A 20,532-nucleotide genomic window follows, 5' to 3' on the forward strand; every position below is an offset into this window, starting at 1 on the left:
ACTAAAATTATGAAAATACCTGGAGTAAATGCTATAAAATATCAACTTAGAAAATTAGAATTAGCCAATAGATATCTTAATAATAAATATCACATTCATGCTAAGCAGAAGTTTGTTGAGGAAATCGAAAAAACTCCTTTAAGAACAGATATCATTAGTTTTCTTTTACAACAATTTACTACACCAACTGTCTATTTGGAAATAGGTGTAAGAAACCCAAATGATAACTTTAATAAAATTTCCTCTCAGAAAAAATATAGTGTTGACCCTGGTTATGAAAATGCTGCAAACAGTGTAGATTTTAAAGTTACCAGTGATGAATTTTTTGAAATGTTGAAAAGCGGTAAGGCCCTTACAAGTGATATAAAATTTGATGTTATTTTCATTGATGGCTCTCATCTTGCAGAACAAGTGGAAAAAGACATACAAAACTCTTTAGATTACCTTAAAGAAGATGGATTTATTGTGATGCACGACTGTAACCCTCCTACTGAATTTCATGCTTCAGAAAATTATGATTATATTTTATCCCCGGCTTCAACTCTTTGGAATGGTACAACATGGAAAGCATTTGTCAAAAACAGGAAAAGAGAAAACCTCTATTCTTGTTGTATTGATACAGACTGGGGTGTTGGGGTTATTTCAAGAAAAGTAAACTTTGGTCCTTCTAATAAAATTGAAAATAATTTTTTTGAATATTATACTTTTGACAAGCATAGAAAAGAAAGCCTGAATTTAATTTCTTTTGATACATTTAAATCATTTTTTACATGTTAGCCATTATAGTTCCATATTATAAAAAAAAGTTTTTTTCGGAAACATTGAAATCTATTGAAGCACAAACCGATAAAAGATTTAATGTATATATAGGGAATGATGCTAGTCCGGAAGATCCGGAAGATCTTATCCATCAAATACTAAAAAATACCCATTATAAATATTTTATTTATAAAGAAAATCTGGGAGGTAAAAATCTGGCTTTACAGTGGGAAAGAGTCGTTGATGAAGCAAAAGATGAGGAATGGATAATGATACTGGGAGACGACGATATATTGGAAAATAATGTAGTGGAAATGTTTTATAAAAATCTGGGAAAAATTCAGGAAAATAAAATTTCTTTAGTGAAATTCTCACAATATATTATAGATGAAAATGGATCTCAGACAAGAAATCCTACTCATATGGAGAATATTGTTTCTTCAAAAGATTTTTTAGTTAAAAAAATAAGCAGCCAGTTTCCCAATAGTTTATCAGAAAATATTTTCAGTAAAGAAATCTATCAGAAATATAGATTTAAAAAATTTCCTTTGGCATGGCATTCCGATGATCTGGCCATCCTTGAGTTTTCAGATCTGAAGGATTTTTTGTTTATACACGATGCAAAAGTAGGAGTAAGAATTTCAAGCGAGAGTATTTCAGGAATGGACAACTCTACGAGAGATAAGCAATTGGCTACTTACTTATTCTGTGAGCATATTATTAAAAATTATTATACAATATTTCCTGAAAATTTCATCGAATTACTATTAAAGAAATACCGTGAAATTATATGGAGAAACGGTTTTGATATTAATATAAATTTCACTAAAATTTATATTAATCAAAGAAACTTTTTCAGAGCACTTTATGCAATTAAAATAAAACATGATTTGCAAAAAAGAATCAAAAAATTTAAAAAAATATAAGCTATGTGCGGAATAGCCGGAATTATAACCCATAATGCCAGAAACTATCAAAATGAAATTCAAAGGATGACAGATGCCATCGCCTATCGTGGCCCGGATTCTTCACATCATGAGTTTTATGACAATGCGGCTTTAGGCCACCGCCGACTTTCGATTATAGATCTTTCTGAAAACGGAAAACAACCCATGTTTTCCAGTACAAAAAAGGAATGCATCGTTCTGAATGGCGAAATTTATGGCTATCAGGCTATAAAAGATCAGTATGCTGATTATTCTTACCACGGAAGTTCAGATACCGAAGTGGTGCTTGCCATGTATCAGAAAAAAGAAAAAAAACTGATCCATGATCTGCCCGGAATGTTCGCTTTTGCAGTTTGGGACGAAGAAAAGCAGGAGCTGTTCTGTGCAAGAGACCGTTTCGGAGAGAAACCCTTCTATTATGCTGTTGGTAAAAACGGTGAGTTTATTTTTGCTTCCGAAATTAAAGCTATTCTCGCATCAGGATTAATAAAACCTGAAATTGATAAAGCACAGATCGCCTATTATTTAAAAAACGGCTACATCCATCCCCATAAGACAATTTATAAAAATATTTTCAATCTTAAACCTGCCCATACTCTGGTATATAAAGCAGGAAAAATAGATATAAAACCTTACTGGACCATTCCTGCTGAAACGTCCAAACTGAGCATGGATGAGAGTATTGAAAAATTTAAATATCTTTTAGATAATGCGATAAAGAAACAAATGGTAGCCGATGTTCCCGTAGGTTCTTTTCTTTCAGGAGGACTGGATTCCAGTACCATTGTTGCCGTTGCTTCAAAATATAAAGAAAATATAAAAACATTGGTGTACGGTTACGAAAGTGGAGATCTTAACGAGATGCCGTATGCACAGGCTATTGCAGATAAATATAAAACAGACCATCATATCCTTTTAGATAAGAAACAGAAGATTTCTGAAACTTTACAGGAAGTCTATTCGTACATGGACGAGCCATTGATGGACTCTTCCCTGCTCCCTACCCATCTTATTTTCAAAGAAGCGGCAAAAGATCTGAAGGTCATCCTCTCAGGAGATGTAGGTGATGAGCTGTTTGGAGGCTATTCTTTTTATAAATACAACATCAATCTTTCCCAAAAAGGCTATTATCCGGGATATCTTTCAAAGATGATTCTTCTGGCCGGCAAATTCAGGGATATGGGTTCCGAAAGACGTCTCAGAGCTGAATTTACCGATACCTTAGATTATCATCAGAATAAAGTAAGAAATCATTTCTCTGTTTCCGAAATCAGACAACTGGGAATCAGCGATGACATTCCCGGACAGGACTTTAGTTTTAAACCATCGAATGAAGACTTCAATGATCTCATGCGGATCGATCTGGAAAAGTATGTCCCTGCCAATATGCTCCTGAAAGGTGACAGAACCTCTATGTACAATTCTGTGGAAGTACGAATTCCTTTTCTGGATATCGATTTTGCGGAATTCTGCATCCAGATGCCATGGCAATACAAAGTGAATTCAACGGAAGATAAAATCATATTGAGAAAGGCCTATTCCCAAGCCTGGACAGAAGAAATTGCAGTCCGTAAAAAGAACGGCTTCGGGGCTTCTGTAAAAGAATGGTTCAAAGAACAGGAACTTCAGGATTTAAGTAAAGACCTTCTAGAAAATAAAAACAGCTATATTTTTGAGTTTTTAGATTTTAACGAAGTACAGAAAAAACTGAATCAGCACCACCAGCATTGGAGCCTGCTGATTTTAGCGCTCTGGTTTCAAAATAATAAAAAACATTTACAGTAATATGAGAATAGGACTGGCAGAAAATGGCTATCCCATTAAAAGAAATATTTTAAATAAAGTTTCTGAATTCGACTATGTTTTCCTAAGAAAGAATAACAATCTTTTTCATTCATTATCTACTGTCAGAAAAATTTTATTCAGAAAAAAGACGGATATTGAAGGACGGTATTTCTTTTATCAGAAACCTAAAATTGATATTCTTCATCTTTATAATGATATCAATTATTCCTCCCAGAAATGGGTAACTTCTTTTGAGACTCTTGTTCCGCGTTTCCCTGAAACTAAAGATGATCATCAGAAAACTAAACCTCAGCATATCCGTAATGAAAAAACAGAAAATGCCCTCAAGCAGATCTGCAAAAAGAACTGCCTGGGAATTATCTCAATTTCAAATGCATCGGCCAATATCCAGCGGGAGCTTTTAAAAAACTACCCTGAATTTCAGGAAATTATAAAATCTAAACTTTCAGTGATTCATCCCTCTCAGGAAATCATTCCCAGAAATTCACAGGAGATCTACCAAAACAGGGAAATCTTTAATCTTATTTTTGTAGGTACGCAGTTTCATTTAAAAGGAGGCCCTGAAATGATAGAGGTTTTGAAAAAATTAAGACAGAAATACAGTTTCAGGCTTAGCATTGTTTCATCTTTTAAAACGGACAATTACGTAACCAGGGTCACTGAAAAAGAAGCCCTAGAAACCAAAGAAATGCTGAAAAAAGAAGAATGGATTGATATTTTTGAAAATATCCCTAATGAAAAAGTATTAGAGCTTATTAAGCAGTCACATATCGGTCTTTTGCCCACGTGGTCGGATACCTATGGATTTTCTGTTCTGGAAATGCAGGCAGCGGGCGTTCCTGTAATTACGACAGATATACGTGCCCTGCCCGAGATCAATAATGAAGATTGCGGCTGGCTTATTCATCTTCCTCAGAACCGTTTAAAGCAGGCTCTTTATTTTACTGATGAACAGCGGGAAGAACTAAAAAGAACCCTGAAAGTACAGCTTGAAAATATTTTGGAAGGGATTTTTACAAATCCGGAACAGCTGCCTGAAAAGTCAGCAAATTCTCTGGACAGAATCAAAAAGAACCACGATCCTCTTATTGTCAGTGAAAAATTAAAAGCAATATACAGTAAGGCATGAATATCTCTGTAATTATACCTGTTTACAATGCCTCCGCCTTTTTGGAGAAAGCGGTAGATTCTGCTTTACAGTTTGATGAAATAAAAGAAATTGTATTGGTTGAGGATAAATCCACCGACAATTCATTGGAGGTCTGTCAAAAACTGGTCTTAAAAGATTCAAGAATTAAATTATATCAACATCCGGATAAAGGAAATCATGGAGCAGGAGCCACAAGAAATTTAGGGATTGAAAAAGCCGGCTCTGAGTTTATATCTTTTCTAGATGCTGATGATTACTATCTTCCCAACCGTTTTGAGGCAGAAAAAGAAGTTTTTAAAGAACAAAAAACGGAAGGTGTTTTCGGAGCTATCGGCGTAGAATATTTATCAGAAAAAGGCAGAAAAGAATTTCAGGATAAATTTAAAGATCTATCACTGACCACCGTTAATTTCCCTGCGGAAGGTGAGACTGTTTTGAAAGGTTTATTAGGCTTGACTCCTAAAGTTTTCGGAACATTCTTTCATCTGAATACGCTTACTATAAGAAAATCAGCGGTAGTGAAAAACAATCTTCGCTTCAACGAAAACCTTCGGGTACATCAGGACTCCGATTTTATCATTAAACTGGCCTATCACTGCTATTTAAAGTCAGGAATTATAGATAAAGCTATTGCGATAAGAGGAGTTCATGACAATAACAGGATTACAAAAATTATAAGATATTCACCACAATACAATCAGAGACAGTTCCTATTATGGAAATCTTTGCATGACTGGGCAGGTGCCAATCCGTTACCTGCAGACTGTAAAAGAAAGATTTATCTGACTTATAAATCATTTGATCTATCCTTAAAAACAGGATTAAATAAATATTTTTGTACCTTTTTAGAGGTAATCAAAGACCCTCAAATATTAAAAACACAATATCGTTTTACCTATCTCAACCGATAATCATGAAAATATCCGTAATCATTCCCGTTTATAATGCTGAAGAATATGTCTCGCAGGCTGTAGAATCGGCTCTTCAGTTCCAAGAAGTATATGAGGTTATCTTAATTGAAGATAAGTCTCCGGATAACGCCCTGCAGGTTTGCCAGAAATTAGCCGGACAATACGAGAGGGTTAAACTTTACCAGCATCCCGACAAAGGGAATCACGGTGCGGGAGCTTCCAGAAATTTAGGAATGGAAAAAGCAACAGGAGATTTTATTGCATTCCTGGATGCGGATGATTATTATCTGCCCAACAGATTCGATGCTGAAAGGGAACTTTTTAAAAATCCTGAAGTAGAAGGCGTATATGGGGCTATCGGGGTAAAATATTATTCGGAGAAAGCCAGGGAACAGTATTATCCTATTTATAAGGACAAATTGGATACGGTATACAAAAAAACCAATCCTGAAGATGTTTATCTGGGGCTGATCAGTTTACGCGGTACTTTCGGGCTTATTCATTTGGATACCTTAACCTTAAGAACAGCTTCTCTTTCCAAGATGGACAGGTTTTTCGAAACCTCACTCAGACTTCATCAGGACTCGGAAATCACCATAAGATTTGCCTATTATCTTAAGCTTTATACAGGCATTAATGATCAGGCGGTTGCCTTAAGAGGAGTACACGAAAATAATAGGATCACAAAAGTGGATTCAGGGAAGATAAACCCGGCGAAAACGCGTGTTTTACTTTGGAGAGAACTGAATACATGGGCCGAAAATGAAAAAACTGTCCCGGAAAACGTAAAACTGCACATCAACAGAATGCTTCGCAGTTTTGAGATTGCCATCGCCCCGACTTTCAAAAAATGGGGAATGATCGCTAAATATCTGGTTACAGATTATCCAAGTATCCGTTCGGGCCTATTCAATATTAATTTCAGGAAAAATTTATTTTAACATTTTCTTATCCAGAAGAATAGAATCAGCAATCTGGGCAGTAAATACTTTCCCGGATTCTTTGTACATATGATTTCCGTCTGTATAGATGTACTTATCATATTGTGAAGAAAAGTCAAGAAATTTCACGTTATTTTTCTTGGCAAGGGATCCTATTATATCATTAAAATCAGGGGAGAAAGCATTCTCTATATCCATAACCCCTTTAAAACCAGGAATTCTGACAATATAAACAGTTCCTTTGGCATCAAGGTATTTAATGATATCTTCCAACGCGTTCAGTCTGTCCTGGGATATTTTCTGAGTGTTCGCAAATTCCTTATACTGGATTATTTTGCTGGCTTCTCTTTTTCTTAAATCAGCCGGATTGATATCAACCGTTACTTCCATCCATCCGTTTTTATGAAGATAAGTATTGGATTTCCCTATGGCTTCCCTGTCATTGTAGATATTAAACCAGCTTTTAGGGTAATGTTTTAAAAGATACTCATAATTGGGCGCGATATCATAAAAATGCATGTCTGCCAATGAGGAAGTATTTTCTGTATATTCTTTTGCATCTTTAACATCTTTACCTGTGGATACATTCCAGGGATTAACAGTCAGGATAAAGATGCCATCTTGGGTATCAGGATTAAGTTTTTTCCTTAAGGCTTCAAGATATATCTGTCCGTATGGTGATTCGGTAAGGTTGAGGGAAAAATTATCAAATCTCCTGTCTTTAAACTTACCGTCTAAAACATCGGGCACCAAAGCCTGGGAACCGCGGGAATCGCCCAGAATTATATTGGAAGGCTTGGGACCTGTAAAATGTCTGTAATTATCATCCGTATTACCATCTGCATAACTTCCCAGCCACAATAAAACAGCAGCAACGGCAAGAATATAAAAGGATATTTTAAATAAAAACTTCTTCATATCAGAACTGTTCATAGATGAAACTAGTATTACCAAACACACCGAAATATAAAATCATGAAAATAAGAAAAACGTAAAAAACTCTTCTGGTAAAAGGTTTAAATCTGCTGATTTCAAGACCGTGTTCTTTATCTTTATTCAGCCAGTCTATCAATATTATAATTCCTATTAATCCTAAAATTTTAATTTTCATAAACTCCGGAACCGAAAAAACAGAAAGACTGAAAATCCTTCCGTACATTCCCACTGCATCAGTAAGGGTTGGCGCAACGAAAAGTATCAGGGCAAAACAAACCATTGCCATTGTCAGCAAAATATTTCCCAATTCCTTAAAGGTAGGAACAGACTTTGAAAACTTTTTCTTCTTATTCAGTTTATCATTCAAAATCAATGGAACATAATAAAGCCCGTGAAGCAGACCAAACAGGACAAAGGTAAATCTTGGCCCATGCCAGGCTCCGATTAATATAAAGTTCAGAATAATTGCAGCAATCAGTCCTTTCTTTTCATAATCCCTGAACTGAATAACCAAAGGGGTAAAAACATATTCGGTAAGCCATGAAGTCAGGGAAATATGCCATTTCCTCCAGTATTCTGCAATATTTTGCGCAAAGAGTGGAAAAGCAAAGTTCTTCGTGATCTTAAATCCTAAAAGTCTGGCAAAACCTATTGCCATATCAGAATACCCTGAAAAATCAGCATACATCTCAAAAAGGAATAAAATCATTCCGTAAGCAACCGTACTTCCTGAAAGATGATCATAGTTCTGAAATATTTCCTGTGTAACAGGACTGATACTGTTGGCAACAACTAATTTTTTAAATGCTCCCAAAAGAATCTGTCTTGCAGCATCTGAGCCGTTTTCCAGCGTGAAAATTCTTTCTTTCTTTAATTGTGGCAATAACAGTCCAGCCTTATCAATAGGTCCGGAAGTCATACTCGGAAAGAAAGCAATATAATTAAAGAATGCCAGTATATCTGTTTCTGCCTTCAATTTATTATTCTTAATATCAAGCAGATAGCTTATCATTCTAAAGGTATAGAAACTGATTCCCAAAGGAAGAATTATGGTTAACGTAAGTGTACTTTTAATCTTGAATAACTCTGCAAAAGAGTCTATGAAAAAATTAAAATACTTAAAATAAAACAGGGTTCCAATAGAAAAAAGAAGTCCCAGATTGACTAAAAGCTTCTTTTTTCCGGGAGTTTTAGTCTCAGAAATTTTTAATCCCAAATAATAACTGACCCCTGAGCTTATGATCAAAAGTATTAAAAACCTCCAGTCCCAATTTGCATAAAATACATAGCTGGCCAATAATAAAAATATATTCTGAGCTTTAAGCTTTTTACCTAAAACCCACCAATACACAGCAAATACAACTGAGAAAAAAAGGATGAATACTAATGATGTAAACTGCATTAGTTACTGTTTAAAAGTTCAACAATTCCATAAGAAAGCATCAGGAAAGCAACTTTCCGGTTATTAAAAAGAATAGCTTCTTTGGGAGGGGAAATTAGCATGCCTCCGTTTTGGGTAAGATGTTCTATTGTCTTATCAATATCTTCAACTTCATAGCAGATATGGTAGTACGAAATTCTCTTTTTCAAAAGATTTTCTACAGGTTTTCCGGAAACAAACTCAATATTTAAGCCGTCTTCCACTGTAACCATACAAAGCTCCGCCTGTTGATTCGGATCAAAGACAACAGGAGTTTCTTCTACAATAGTATGAAGCTGCCTGATATTTTGGAGTTCTGCCTGTATATCTTTACAGGCAACTCCAACATGATGAAATTTCATTATAGTTTTGAAGCTATAGAATCAGCCATTTCACCTACATTATTCCATCCCTGAATTTCAGAAGAGGTAAAACGTATTCCAAAAGCTTTTTCAACGGCTACAATTAACTGAATATGGGAAAGGGAATCCCATTCTTCCACATCTTCGGCTGTCGTTTCAGCATTTAATACAATTTCTTCATTATCCAATTCGTCACGAAAGACATTGGTAAGCTTTGATAAAATTTCGTTCTTATCCATGTTTTTAATTTAATTTTTATTAATGATATATACTTCTTTTGACTGATATTCGTTAACATTCAAAATCCACTGCCCATTATGCTCAGTAAACCCTAATCTTTCATAATGATCTTTCACCATCTGGTTTTTTGCAGTAGGAAGGTATTCTCCCATAACATGTTTGAATCCGTGCTTTTTGGCAGTTTCCACAATGGTATTCAGGGTAAAATCTTCCATTCCTCTTTTAAGCACACGGCAGCTCATCAGCCAGGTGTCTATGAAAAGTATTTCCGGATCTTTCTTTTCCAAAACAATAACACAGATCAGCCCATTGTCACCATATTTATCTTCCAGTGTGAAAGAAATAGTGTGGTGCTCCTCGGATTTGATCAGGGTGTCGACATCCTGTTCCGTGTATCTCACAGTTCTTAAATTAAACTGGTTGGAACGCTGTGTCAGCTGTGAAACTCTAGGTTTTGAAAAGCTGTCGAAAGATTTCACATCCGAAACCATATTCATACTTTTCAGGAAATCTTTAACATTGGTAAAACTGTCCAGATCGACCGCTCTCTGTGCTTCCACCTGGTATTGTTTGGTTCTCTCTGCATCATTTTCCGAGAAACTGGATGTTTCAAAAAGGTTCAGACTGTATAGATATTCCAGATATTCTGCCGGATCTTCGGGCAGCTCAGGAACGCAGACTTCAGGAAGGTTTTCGCGTACAATATTTCTTTCAAACGGATTGTCATCAAGGAATACCAGGGAATCAAATCCAATATTAAGAATGCTTTGGATTTTTCTGATATTATCCGCTTTATTATCCCAATTAGCTACGAAAACAGCAATATCATCCAGTTTAAGGACCATATCGGGATGTTTTTCAAAAGGCTCTTTGGCTTTATCTTCATCATTCTTGCTGCAAACCGCCAAAATTACACCTCTTCTCTGAAGAGCCTTGATCCAGTACTGAAATTCGGTAAACGCTTTTCCTATTCCCAGACTTCCTATCTGGATCTTTTCCAGGCCATCATCTCCGATAATTCCGCCCCATGTGGTATTATCCAGATCCAGGATCAGACATTTCTTAAACTTTCCTTCCAAAGAAGAAATAATTCCGGTGATATGGTGGGCAACAATCGGAAGCGCGTCCAGTGAAAGCACCATTTCTGTGTTCACATAGATGTTTGGAGAAAACATAAAGTCTCTTCCCCATTTATTCTGAATCGAAAGTAAATCTGCAATAAAGAAGTTATCATTTTTGATCGCCAGTTCCGCCGAAAGCAGATAATTCAGCTTATTCAGCTGGAAAACAAAGGACGACTCTACTTTATTGGAAAAGTTTCCGAAGACCTGATTATCTATTCCCGGAAAATTACAGTAGATCACTCTGCTTTTGGTTCTGTTCTGGATAGTTTGGTACAGGTTCTCAATATAAGAGATTTTCTGCTCTGCAAAAGCAGCCTGTGTATCATATGATTTATAATATTGACTTAATAGTTTGTGAGTGGATTCAAAAATGATGGTATAATCTGCATTAAACTCATAATATTCTGAGGAAGGATCCAGAATCTGCCGTGAGATCTGACCGAAATCAGCTTCGAAAATCTCAAATTCAAAGCCTTCGTTCACAGCGGTACCCTTCAAAGCAACATTGAGAAACTGTGTAGCAGTGTCACCAAGTAATGCCACCTTAATTTTTTTAAGCTGAGGGAGGTCTCTGCGGAGTGCTTTTTTCAGTTCCGAAAACGTTTTGTACATGATTCTTTTATTTACTTAAGATAGGATTGTACTCGTTCTCAATGCTGGCAGTTCAGTCTTATTTCTTTTAAAGCCTTCCGTAAGTTCCGGATCTTCAGTATAACTGAATGCTGTACATATCTTGAAAATATTTGTGTTTTTCTTCATTGTGTTTGTTTTGCTGCAAAAATAAAGATTTTATCTGATATTTAGTTTTTTAATAAGATCCCTAAGCGGTTTTTCAACAAATTGATAGAACAGCATCGAGACCATGATAAGAACAGCAAGATAAATCCAGAAAACACTGTTAATATCAAATTGATAATCCTGCTGTTTCAGAATTTCCCTCAGGATATACAAAATGGGAATATGGGTAATATAAACAGCATAGCTCACTTCACCCAGGTACTCCAACGGCTTTAATGAGAGAATTTTTGTAACTCTTCCGTTATTCCATGAGATTAAAAGAATAAGCGGAATAAAAAGTACGGCCATAAGTCCGTTATGATAAAAAAGAGGAACAAAAATCAGCGAAAGCATCACCCCTGCAAAGACCAGAATGACAGGAATATCATAATTTTTCTGCTTAAAATGATTCACGAAGAACAATCCTGCAAGATTTCCTACCAAAAATTCACTTACATGCATCAGCGGAAAATAATACAGAAACTCATGGCTTTCTGTATGCGGTCCCTTATAGGATGGTGAAGCTTCATAAAGATGGGAAAATACCTGGGTAATAATCCACAGCACAATACCCGCCACCCAGATGCTTTTATTTCTTTTTGAATAAAAATAATTATAAAGTACAGGAAAAATCAGATAAAACAGAAATTCCACAGAAATAGACCATCCCGGAAAATTCAGGATCATAGCCTTACCCGGTATCCAGCTCTGCAGCCCGAACAGATATAAAAAAATATTGATAATACTAAAATTTGAGTATCTGGTTACGAGATAAAGAAGTAACCCAACTCCATATAACGGATAGATCCTTGCAAACCTGTTTTTATAATATTCAATATATTCTATTTTCTCTTTATTATGATACGCAACGATCATAATAAAACCTGAAAGAATAAAAAAATAGCTCACTCCCACGTTGGCTTTTAAAAAGATATTTGAAATATAATCTGTCTTATAAACAAACATATCTTTATTGAAATGAGAAATAACTATAGCTATAGCTGCAAGGAATCTGGTAAAGGTAATCTGGCTTATCTTCATTCACAAGGACTGTTCAACAGCTTTATAATAGTTTAAGGACAAGGGGGAAAAATCTTTTCCCGTCATGAAAATATACGGTTAAAGCATTATAACACATTCTTCTCTAAAACTACTTGACAAAAACGCCGATATACTTTCCTTCATATTCCACTACTGTTGTTTCTATGCTGTTTTTTTCACAGAAATCCTGGTAAGCAGAATTGTCACCAATATCGTCACTGATAAAAACGCCCCCTTTTTTCAGATGCTTATACAGTTCATCATAGGCCCACATTCTACCGTTGTAACTTTTATCAGAGTCATAATGAAGAACATCAAAAACTGAATTTTCAGCAAAAATTTTTGGCAGTGATTCTTTATCTGCAAAACGGAATAATTTCCAATTGTTTTTAAGATGTTGAGGAACAACGCAGCCCACATATTGGTCTCCATCCTGCGCCAGATACGGCATATCTGAACTGTACAGTGTACCTTCTCTTTTTGTGAGAGACAGAAGTGAAGCCAGAGACGACCATCCATAGGCTACACCTGTTTCCACCACATGCTTTGCATCGGCAAATTCGCACGCATAATACATCAGTTCCAAAGCTCCCGGGCCGCCCATTTTTACAGGACATTCTTTTTCCCGCTGTTCTGCCGTTCTTAAAACTTCCGCATAATCGGTACGGAAAGCACTTATTTCAAGACCGAATAGTTTTGAAACAGCCTCTTTCTGGGACATTGCTTTTCCTGCAGCCCACGAATTTGTTTTTTCCTTGCCTTTGAAAGCATTCCCCCTGTTGACTGTATTTTTAATAATTTTCCGGCCTAGTTCCGGATAAAGATCGGGTCTTTTCAAATACCCTATAAACGTTTTGAGAACCCTTGTTATTTCACTCACTGTGTTGTATTTAATACCGCAAAAATAAATATTTTTTTCTCATTTATGTAAAAACAGATTATATTTGTGAGACTCAAATGAAATAAAAAAACAAAAGCTCCTCTATGTTCTACAATTTTTTCGAAAAAATATACAGATGGCAGCAGCTTTCTATCCTGAAAAAAAACCCTAAAGTATTTTTTGAAAATATCAGATTGGGGGTCGGTGGACGCTTTATTCTTGATAAGAACATAAAAAAAATAAGCATCGGAAAGTCGGTGGAATTCAGAAACTACACCTGTATTCTGGTGATGGAAGATGCCAGCTTAGAAATAGGTGATCACTTTTTCATGAATAATTTCTGCTCTATCAACTGTCTGGAACATATTTCAATTGGTGAAAATACATTGTTTGGTGAAAATGTCAAACTTTATGACCATAACCACACGTATGAAACTTCTCCGGCATTCAAACTCTATCCGTCTAAATTTACTAAAGCTCCTATCAAAATAGGCAGCAACTGCTGGCTGGGAAGTAACGTTACTGTCCTGAAAGGTGTTACAATAGGCGACAACTGCATTATCGGAGCAGGATGTACCATATTCAAAGATGTTCCTGCCAATACGCAGGTTGTTAATAAACAGGATTTAGTATTTAATTCCCTTTAAAATTCAGATGAAATTCTCAATACTTATCGCCCATTACAATAATGCTATGCTGTTCAAAGACTGTTACAGCTCACTGCTTACTCAAACCTACAAAAATTGGGAAGCCATCATTTTGGATGATGCTTCGTCTGAAGCTGAAAAGACAAAGATAAAAGCCCTCATTGCCGGTGACGAACGGTTTAAATTTTTCGAAAATGAACAAAATTCCGGTGTGGGAGTTACCAAAAGCAGGCTTATTGATCTTGCGTCAGGCGACATCTGTGGTTTTGTTGATCCTGATGACGCTATTCTTCCCCATGCTATTGAAAAGGCCGTAAGTGTATTTGCAAAGAAAAAAAATGTGGTACTGGCTTATTCACGATTTATGAGCTGTGATAAGAATCTGAAGCCCATTGCTCCGTTTAGATCTGCCATGCAGGTTCAGAATAAAGATCCCTATTTTTTTAATTATCCTATTCAGATTGCTCATTTTGTAACGTTCAGAAAAGATATTTATGAGCAAACTGAAAAGATGAATGCTGCACTGAAGATCTCGGAGGATCAGGATCTCTATTTAAAGATGTATGAAAAAGGTGATGTTTATTTCATTGACGACACCAATTATCTTTACAGGACCCATACAGGCGGAATTTCACAAAACGAGAATAAAACAAAGTCGTACGAATATTTTGCCCAGGTAGTTTTCAACGCAATGAAGCGGAGAAATATTAAAAGCATAAACGGAATGAAAGTTCCGGAAACCTATGCCGGACAGCAGGAGATTTTCAAACTATTGGAGTACCAGAATTCAGTTCCATATAGGATAAAAAGAAAAATCTCCATTACTTTACAAAAACTTTTCAGGTAATGTCAGTAAAAAATCAGAAAATAAAAGTTCTTTTCCGACACCGTTCTATGGAGATGGGCGGCGTGGAAAAAGTGATTCTCAGTATCCTCAACAATCTCAATCCTGAAAAATTTGATATAACAGTATGTCTGAATATGAATCAGGGTGAACTTAGAAATGAATTCCCGGAACACGTTAAAAAGATATATTTTACTGACGGAAAGGAAGATTTATCCAAAAATCCACTGATCTATAAACTTCAATTGATTCGCAGGAGACTGAAGCTTTCCCGCACTCTGAAAAACAATAAAATCTCTGACCAGTTGTTAGGGAACAAAAAATTCGATATCGAGATCGCTCCTACTTACTCAGCATTTTCATCTGTTACCAATTCCAGCAACCCAGCCTCTAAAAAATTGGGTTGGTTTCACTCTGAAATCAATTTACCTAAGCTACAGCCGCTGGTTCCTGATATTCTGGACAATTTCCCACAGTTTGACCACATGATTTACTGTTCACAGAAAATCAAAGATCTGATGCATACCTATTACCCGGAATTAAAGTATCCTGATGAAAGTGTAATAATTAATGCTATTCCTATTGATGAAATCAAGAAAAAAGCACAGGAAAAAATAGAATCTCTTCCTCAGGGCCCCGTTTTTGTTTCCGTAGGGCGCCTTCATGACAGAAAAGGATACCACAAGCTTATTGATGCCCACAAAAGATTAATTTATGAAGGTTTTCACCATAGCATTATTGTTGTAGGCAGCGGTGAAGAAATGAAAAATCTTACAGAGCAGATCCGCATGAATAATGTTCAGGATACCTTTATTTTAAGCGGCAACAAGATGAATCCTTATCCCTATGTAAAAAATGCGGATTATTTCATTCTGCCCTCCGAATCTGAAGCATGGCCACTGGTGATCGCTGAAGCTTTAATCCTTCAGAAGCCCATTATTGCTACTGATACAGGAGATGTGGGGGTGATGATCAAAGACAGAGAAACCGGTTACCTCATCAATTATGATACGAATGAGATGTATGCTGCTATGAAGACTTTCTTAACAGATCCGGAGCTTATTGCCAGGATCAGAAAAAACCTGGAAACCATAGAGGACCAGTTTGACAATCAGAAAATCTTTGATGCGGTGGAAGAAATTCTTGAAGATCTTTACAGAAAAAATTAATGCACGGAATATCCTCCGTCTACCACAAGATTCGAGCCCGTGATCCACTTTGAAGCATCCGAAAGCAGGAAAATGCAGGCGTTGGCTACATCTTCTGGCTGGCCTATTCCTAGCGGGTGTTTTTTAAGGATCTCTTCTGCAGCGTCTTCACCAATATTTTCAAACATTTTTTCCAGTATCGGAGTATTTACCATCGCCGGACTTATGCTGTTGACTCTTGTTCCACCCCTTGCAAGCTCCATAGCCATGGAACGTGCTCCCGCAATTACGGCACCTTTACTCGCTGAATAGGCTGTTTTCCCTATTTCGCCTACCATTCCTGCTACTGAGGAAACAAAGACAAAACTGGAAATTTCGTTTTTATATTTTTTGAGGGATAAAATCCTGGCAATTTCAAACCCCGCAATCACATTGACTGCAAAAACATCTGTGTAAAGCTGGGAAGTATGCTTTTTCAGCGGAAGTGTTTTTTCTATTCCGGCACAGTGGATAAATCCGGAGACCTTACCTAAAACCGATATTTTTTCAGCAATCAGCTCTTCAAGATTTGCAGTATTGGTAATATCTGCCATAATGGTTTCTGCCTTGGTATCCGGAGCCAGCATAGATACTGTTTTCTGCAGCTCTTCACTGTTTCTGGCAATAAGGATAAGACCTGCCCCGCTCTTGCTGCATTCTACAGAACAGCTTCTCCCAATACCGGAAGAAGCGCCTGTAATAAGAATTATCTTATCTTTTAAAGAAAACGGATTCACTAATCTTCGAAATTTTCTTCACCAATAATATTCATGAGATCAGAAACAGTCTCTATATCTTTAAAATAATTTGCATCAATTTTCTTATCGAAACTTTCATCAACAAAAGCAATGACAGAAAGAAGACTGATGGAATCATAACTTTCCAGCTGTCTCAGGTTTGTGTCAATTGTTAATGCTTCTTTTTCTTCTAATTCTTCTTGTAATTTCTCTAAAAAAACGGACGTCTTCATATATTTTTATTTTACCAATTTATATTACTTCTTTAAATGTTCAGCACGGTTGCTCCCCAGGAATATCCCACGCCAAAACCGGCCATTAATACCCTGTCTCCTTCTTTCAGCATTCCTTTATCCATCATATCTTTCAGGGCAATGGGAATGGTTGCGGACACTGTATTTCCTGTGTTCTCCATATTGATATAAAACTTTTCTGCCGGTATTTTGGTTTTCTTCCTTAAATAATTCAGCATAAAAGAATTGGCCTGATGAAAAACAAAATGATCAATATCTTCCATCGTCAGCCCATTTTTTTCTAAAGTTTCTTTTATCAGTCCCGGGATATTTTCAATAGTAAAATTAAAAATTTCGGGTCCGTTCATGTAAAGATTCTCCGGACCAAAATCATGTTCAGGATTAAGTTCAAAATCTTTTTTGAAAGCTCCTTTCTTTACAATAAGATTTTCAGCACCACTTCCGTCTGTGCCCAGACAGAACTGATAATCCCTGGCATTGTCATCCTTCTCCACAATTACAGAGGCCGATGCATCTCCGAAAATACTTCGGTTGGCTTTATCTTTACTATTGATATGCTTTGTATAAGTTTCTGATGTGATCAGTAAAATACTTTCCGCAATACCGGCTGCTATTAATCCTTTAGCAAAAGCCAGTCCATAAATGAATCCGGAACACCCAAGATTAAAATCCATTGCTCCAATATTTCTTCTGAGGCCAAGCCTGTCCTGAAGAATACAGGCCGTAGTGGGAAGAAAATAATCCGGGCTCTGGGTACAAAAGAGGATAAATTCTACCTTATTCCTGTCATAACTTTCGAAAATCTTTTCTGAAGATTTTACAGCAAGTTCCAGAACAGTTTCTTTGTCTGAAGAAATATGGCGCTGTCTTATCCCTACTTTTTCAAGAATTCTATCAGAACTCCAATCAGGAAATTCTTTCTCAAGATCCTCATTGGTAAGAACCTTACCGGGCAAATAATATTCTATTTTGGAAACTTTTATCATAGAAATTCTTTTTCTTTGTAAAAATAAAAAACAAATTCACAATAATGATGCTCCTATTCAGAATCATATTGAAAATCCGTTCCCTATATGAAGACATGGTGAAAAATGCAGCGATAAAAGTGGCCATTCATCAAGGCATGAAAGTGGGCGACAATCTGTATGTTCAAGGTATTCCAAACTTTGGCTCAGAATGTTTCCTTATAGAAATGGGTGATAATGTAACGATTGCAGAAGGTGTTTCTTTCATCAATCACGGCGGAGATGGCCGGGTAACCAAAAGAATTGAAAAGTATAAAGACGGAAGAACTTTCGGAAGAATAAAAATCGGTAACAATACCTTTATTGGAAAAGGAACTATTCTTTTACCCGGAGTTTCTATTGGGAGCAATTGTATTGTAGGCTCATTAAGTGTTGTCAGCAGCTCTATTCCTGATAATTCAGTGTATGCAGGAGCTCCTGCAAAATTTATCTGTACAATTGAACAATATGGCGAAAAATTATTAGCCAACAACACCATTTACCCTTTAGAGTTAGAAGCAGACCGGTCTGCCTTAGAACAATACCTTATCAAAAATCTCCCTCATAATTATAAACCTGTAAAAAAATAAATGTCACAAAAAAAGAAAGTCCTTATTCGTATAGGTTCTCTCCGGCATGGCGGCGCAGAAAAAGTTCTCATCAACTTTCTCAAAAACCTTCCTGAAGACAAATATGAAATAGACCTGCTGATCAACCTTTATACAGGAATGTATATCAAGGAGGTTCCGTCGTGGGTCAACCTGCAATATCTCCTGAAAGGTGAAATGATTACCACCAACAGACCTCACGAAATTCCTGTGAAAGCATTCAGGGTGCTTTACCAGAAACTGTTTCTCTGGTTCCCGGCTCTTCTTTACCGGTTTATTCTAAAAAATAAAAAGTATGATGTGGAAATAGCTGCTATCCACGGAATGTACAGAGAACTTCTTTCCAGCCCTCAAAAGGATTCAAAAAAAATCATCTGGATACAGAACGATATTTTTAATCTGAAAGAATATACACCAAATGTGATCAGACAGCTTTTCAGGTTTGACAGGATACTGGTTATTTCTAATAAGCTGAAAGAGGAAATGCAGAAAGCTTCACAAAATGAAAGAGAAAAACAGGCAGTTATTAAAATTTATAACCCGATAGATAAAGATGATACTCTAAATAAAGCGAATACGGTAATCGATGACTATCCTTTCTCCAATACTATTCCCACTTTTATTACGATTGGAACTGTTTATCCGCAGAAAGGCTATGACAGGCTTCTTGATGTACATAAAAAACTGACTGACGAGGGATTGAAGCACCAGATCATCATTATTGGTGATGGTTTTGATTTTGAGAACATTCACGCAAAGCTGAATCAGCTGGGTGTTCAGGAAACTGTAAAAATGCTCGGCTTCAGAAGTAATCCTTATCCTTATCTGAAAAAAGCTGATTTTTATGTGATGTCTTCAAGGCACGAAGGTTTCCCTACCATTATCGCAGAAGCTTTGATTTTGAATAAACCTATTGTCTCTACAGATGTTTCCGGAATAAAAGATCTTCTTCAGGAAGGAAAATTAGGCATTATTATTCCAAATTCTGAGGATGGAATTTACGAAGGGATGAAGAAACTTCTTACCAACCAGGAGCTTGCAGCTCATTACGAAAAAGAAATTGCAATGACTGATCTGCCTTTTGTACTGCAGAAATCTGTAGCACAGCTTCAGGAGATCATTGATGAATTATAAAAAATTAAAATGGGTTATACTGTCATACAAAAGGATTTTTACAGGGAGAGCGGAAAATGGCTTTCTTCATTTGGGATCTGGAAAAAGTGTATCAATCCGAATCTGCATTTCATTTATGTTTTGAGAAAAGCTCAGGAACATAATAAAAAGCCTGTTTTAGGAATATTCTGGAGATTTGTCCTCAGACATTACCAAATAAAATATGGCTATCAGATTTACCCTGAAACCGAGATAGGAGAAGGTTTTTACTTAGGCCACTGGGGTAGTTTAGTGATTAATCCCAAAGCTAAAATCGGAAAGAACTGTAATATTGCACAGGGGGTAACGATCGGCCAGCAAAACCGTGGTAAACTTCAGGGATTCCCTACAATTTGTGATGAAGTGTGGATAGGGGCCAACGCTGTGATTGTAGGTGGAGTTACCATTGGAAACAATGTTTTAATTGCCCCCAATTCGTATGTAAACTTTGACGTTCCCGCCAATTCAGTAGTCGTTGGAAATCCTGGAAGCATCTATTCAACAGAAAGGGCTACAGAAGCTTATATCAATAATAAAATATAGCAATCCATTTGTAGATTTATATCTAGGACCTGGCTTTTTTCTCAAAAAGCCAAATTCTCTATTGTGGGAAATTATTTTTTTATCGACTTTTGCTAAAGAATTAAAAATTCTTTCAAAAAAACGCATATAACTTTAAAAACACAAAACATGAAAAAAATTCACAATTCAGATATGAAGCAGCTTTCATATTGCCTCACTCACTTTTATCTCTGAATCTTATACTCTTAAGAATCTGATAAGCAAAAAAGATAATCTTGCATAA

23 protein-coding genes are annotated in these 20,532 nt (G+C 36.3%); 12 read left to right on the forward strand and 11 right to left on the reverse strand.

Annotation, left to right across the window (positions count from 1 at the left end; genetic code table 11):
* Positions 1-9: 9 nt before the first annotated feature.
* From J4Q03_RS08540 to J4Q03_RS08565, 6 genes are read left to right on the forward strand one after another with little or no spacing between them, the layout of a single operon-like run.
* Entirely contained in the window at positions 10-777 is a 768-nt protein-coding gene (locus tag J4Q03_RS08540; RefSeq protein ID WP_426047773.1) for a class I SAM-dependent methyltransferase, read from the forward strand.
* Positions 771-1,685 (forward strand): glycosyltransferase family 2 protein, encoded by a 915-nt coding sequence (locus J4Q03_RS08545; RefSeq protein WP_426047774.1) that lies wholly within the window; start codon positions 771-773, stop codon positions 1,683-1,685. Before J4Q03_RS08540 ends, J4Q03_RS08545 begins: the two co-directional genes overlap by 7 nt.
* Positions 1,686-1,688: 3 nt before the next feature.
* Positions 1,689-3,491 (forward strand): asparagine synthase (glutamine-hydrolyzing), encoded by a 1,803-nt coding sequence (asnB, locus tag J4Q03_RS08550; RefSeq protein WP_426047775.1) that lies wholly within the window; start codon positions 1,689-1,691, stop codon positions 3,489-3,491.
* Position 3,492: 1 nt separating this feature from the next.
* Positions 3,493-4,641, forward strand: a complete 1,149-nt coding sequence (locus J4Q03_RS08555) for a glycosyltransferase family 4 protein (RefSeq protein WP_426047776.1) — start codon at positions 3,493-3,495, stop codon at positions 4,639-4,641.
* Positions 4,638-5,573 (forward strand): glycosyltransferase family 2 protein, encoded by a 936-nt coding sequence (locus J4Q03_RS08560; protein WP_426047777.1) that lies wholly within the window; start codon positions 4,638-4,640, stop codon positions 5,571-5,573. The genes J4Q03_RS08555 and J4Q03_RS08560 overlap by 4 nt, the downstream gene beginning before the upstream one ends.
* Positions 5,574-5,575: 2 nt before the next feature.
* A complete protein-coding gene (locus J4Q03_RS08565; protein ID WP_426047778.1) occupies positions 5,576-6,514 on the forward strand; it encodes a glycosyltransferase family 2 protein in 939 nt (312 codons plus the stop codon).
* Here J4Q03_RS08565 and J4Q03_RS08570 read toward each other — a convergent pair.
* From J4Q03_RS08570 to J4Q03_RS08605, 8 genes are all read right to left on the reverse strand, one after another.
* A complete protein-coding gene (locus tag J4Q03_RS08570) occupies positions 6,506-7,432 on the reverse strand; it encodes a hypothetical protein (protein ID WP_426047779.1) in 927 nt (308 codons plus the stop codon). The two genes, J4Q03_RS08565 and J4Q03_RS08570, sit on opposite strands and share 9 nt — an antisense overlap.
* A 1-nt stretch (position 7,433) precedes the next feature.
* Positions 7,434-8,852 (reverse strand): MBOAT family O-acyltransferase, encoded by a 1,419-nt coding sequence (locus J4Q03_RS08575; RefSeq protein WP_426047780.1) that lies wholly within the window; start codon positions 8,850-8,852, stop codon positions 7,434-7,436.
* A complete protein-coding gene (locus J4Q03_RS08580) occupies positions 8,852-9,232 on the reverse strand; it encodes a VOC family protein (protein ID WP_426047781.1) in 381 nt (126 codons plus the stop codon). The genes J4Q03_RS08575 and J4Q03_RS08580 overlap by 1 nt, the downstream gene beginning before the upstream one ends.
* Complete coding sequence (locus tag J4Q03_RS08585; RefSeq protein WP_426047782.1) at positions 9,232-9,471, reverse strand: acyl carrier protein; 240 nt, start codon at positions 9,469-9,471, stop codon at positions 9,232-9,234. The genes J4Q03_RS08580 and J4Q03_RS08585 overlap by 1 nt, the downstream gene beginning before the upstream one ends.
* 9 nt (positions 9,472-9,480) lie before the next feature.
* Positions 9,481-11,208 carry an HAD-IIIC family phosphatase gene (locus J4Q03_RS08590; protein WP_426047783.1) on the reverse strand — a complete coding sequence of 576 codons (1,728 nt, stop codon included), beginning with the start codon at positions 11,206-11,208 and terminating at the stop codon, positions 9,481-9,483.
* 15 nt (positions 11,209-11,223) lie between these two features.
* Positions 11,224-11,355, reverse strand: a complete 132-nt coding sequence (locus J4Q03_RS08595) for a hypothetical protein (protein WP_426047784.1) — start codon at positions 11,353-11,355, stop codon at positions 11,224-11,226.
* Positions 11,356-11,385: 30 nt separating this feature from the next.
* Positions 11,386-12,414, reverse strand: coding sequence for an acyltransferase family protein (locus J4Q03_RS08600; protein ID WP_426047785.1), 1,029 nt, complete (start codon positions 12,412-12,414; stop codon positions 11,386-11,388).
* A gap of 109 nt (positions 12,415-12,523) precedes the next feature.
* Positions 12,524-13,294, reverse strand: coding sequence for a class I SAM-dependent methyltransferase (locus tag J4Q03_RS08605; RefSeq protein WP_426047786.1), 771 nt, complete (start codon positions 13,292-13,294; stop codon positions 12,524-12,526).
* Between the two features lie 104 nt (positions 13,295-13,398).
* Here J4Q03_RS08605 and J4Q03_RS08610 point away from each other — a divergent pair, with 104 nt between their 5' ends.
* From J4Q03_RS08610 to J4Q03_RS08620, 3 genes are read left to right on the forward strand one after another with little or no spacing between them, the layout of a single operon-like run.
* On the forward strand, positions 13,399-13,941 hold the full coding sequence (locus J4Q03_RS08610; RefSeq protein WP_426047787.1) for an acyltransferase: 543 nt from the start codon (positions 13,399-13,401) through the stop codon (positions 13,939-13,941).
* Positions 13,942-13,948: 7 nt separating this feature from the next.
* On the forward strand, positions 13,949-14,788 hold the full coding sequence (locus J4Q03_RS08615; protein ID WP_426047788.1) for a glycosyltransferase family 2 protein: 840 nt from the start codon (positions 13,949-13,951) through the stop codon (positions 14,786-14,788).
* Entirely contained in the window at positions 14,788-15,954 is a 1,167-nt protein-coding gene (locus tag J4Q03_RS08620) for a glycosyltransferase (RefSeq protein WP_426047789.1), read from the forward strand. Before J4Q03_RS08615 ends, J4Q03_RS08620 begins: the two co-directional genes overlap by 1 nt.
* On the opposite strand, the gene J4Q03_RS08625 is transcribed toward J4Q03_RS08620, so the two are convergent.
* Genes J4Q03_RS08625 through J4Q03_RS08635 form a run of 3 tightly spaced genes read right to left on the reverse strand, consistent with a single transcriptional unit; the run spans position 15,951 to position 17,949 of the window.
* On the reverse strand, positions 15,951-16,709 hold the full coding sequence (locus tag J4Q03_RS08625; RefSeq protein WP_426047790.1) for an SDR family NAD(P)-dependent oxidoreductase: 759 nt from the start codon (positions 16,707-16,709) through the stop codon (positions 15,951-15,953). The two genes, J4Q03_RS08620 and J4Q03_RS08625, sit on opposite strands and share 4 nt — an antisense overlap.
* Complete coding sequence (locus tag J4Q03_RS08630) at positions 16,709-16,942, reverse strand: phosphopantetheine-binding protein (protein ID WP_426047791.1); 234 nt, start codon at positions 16,940-16,942, stop codon at positions 16,709-16,711. The genes J4Q03_RS08625 and J4Q03_RS08630 overlap by 1 nt, the downstream gene beginning before the upstream one ends.
* A gap of 32 nt (positions 16,943-16,974) precedes the next feature.
* Positions 16,975-17,949 carry a ketoacyl-ACP synthase III gene (locus J4Q03_RS08635; RefSeq protein WP_426047792.1) on the reverse strand — a complete coding sequence of 325 codons (975 nt, stop codon included), beginning with the start codon at positions 17,947-17,949 and terminating at the stop codon, positions 16,975-16,977.
* Positions 17,950-17,993: 44 nt separating this feature from the next.
* Here J4Q03_RS08635 and J4Q03_RS08640 point away from each other — a divergent pair, with 44 nt between their 5' ends.
* The 3 genes from J4Q03_RS08640 to J4Q03_RS08650 are packed head-to-tail and all read left to right on the forward strand — an operon-like array spanning position 17,994 to position 20,270.
* Positions 17,994-18,557 carry a DapH/DapD/GlmU-related protein gene (locus J4Q03_RS08640; protein WP_426047793.1) on the forward strand — a complete coding sequence of 188 codons (564 nt, stop codon included), beginning with the start codon at positions 17,994-17,996 and terminating at the stop codon, positions 18,555-18,557.
* Positions 18,558-19,709, forward strand: a complete 1,152-nt coding sequence (locus J4Q03_RS08645) for a glycosyltransferase (RefSeq protein WP_426047794.1) — start codon at positions 18,558-18,560, stop codon at positions 19,707-19,709. It abuts the gene before it with no gap.
* Between the two features lie 9 nt (positions 19,710-19,718).
* Positions 19,719-20,270: a serine acetyltransferase gene (locus tag J4Q03_RS08650; RefSeq protein ID WP_426047795.1), complete on the forward strand. Its 552-nt coding sequence runs from the start codon at positions 19,719-19,721 to the stop codon at positions 20,268-20,270.
* Positions 20,271-20,532: the final 262 nt, after the last annotated feature.

The sequence above is a fragment of the Chryseobacterium sp. NFX27 genome (assembly GCF_049887855.1).
In the GTDB taxonomy this organism is placed as follows: domain Bacteria; phylum Bacteroidota; class Bacteroidia; order Flavobacteriales; family Weeksellaceae; genus Chryseobacterium.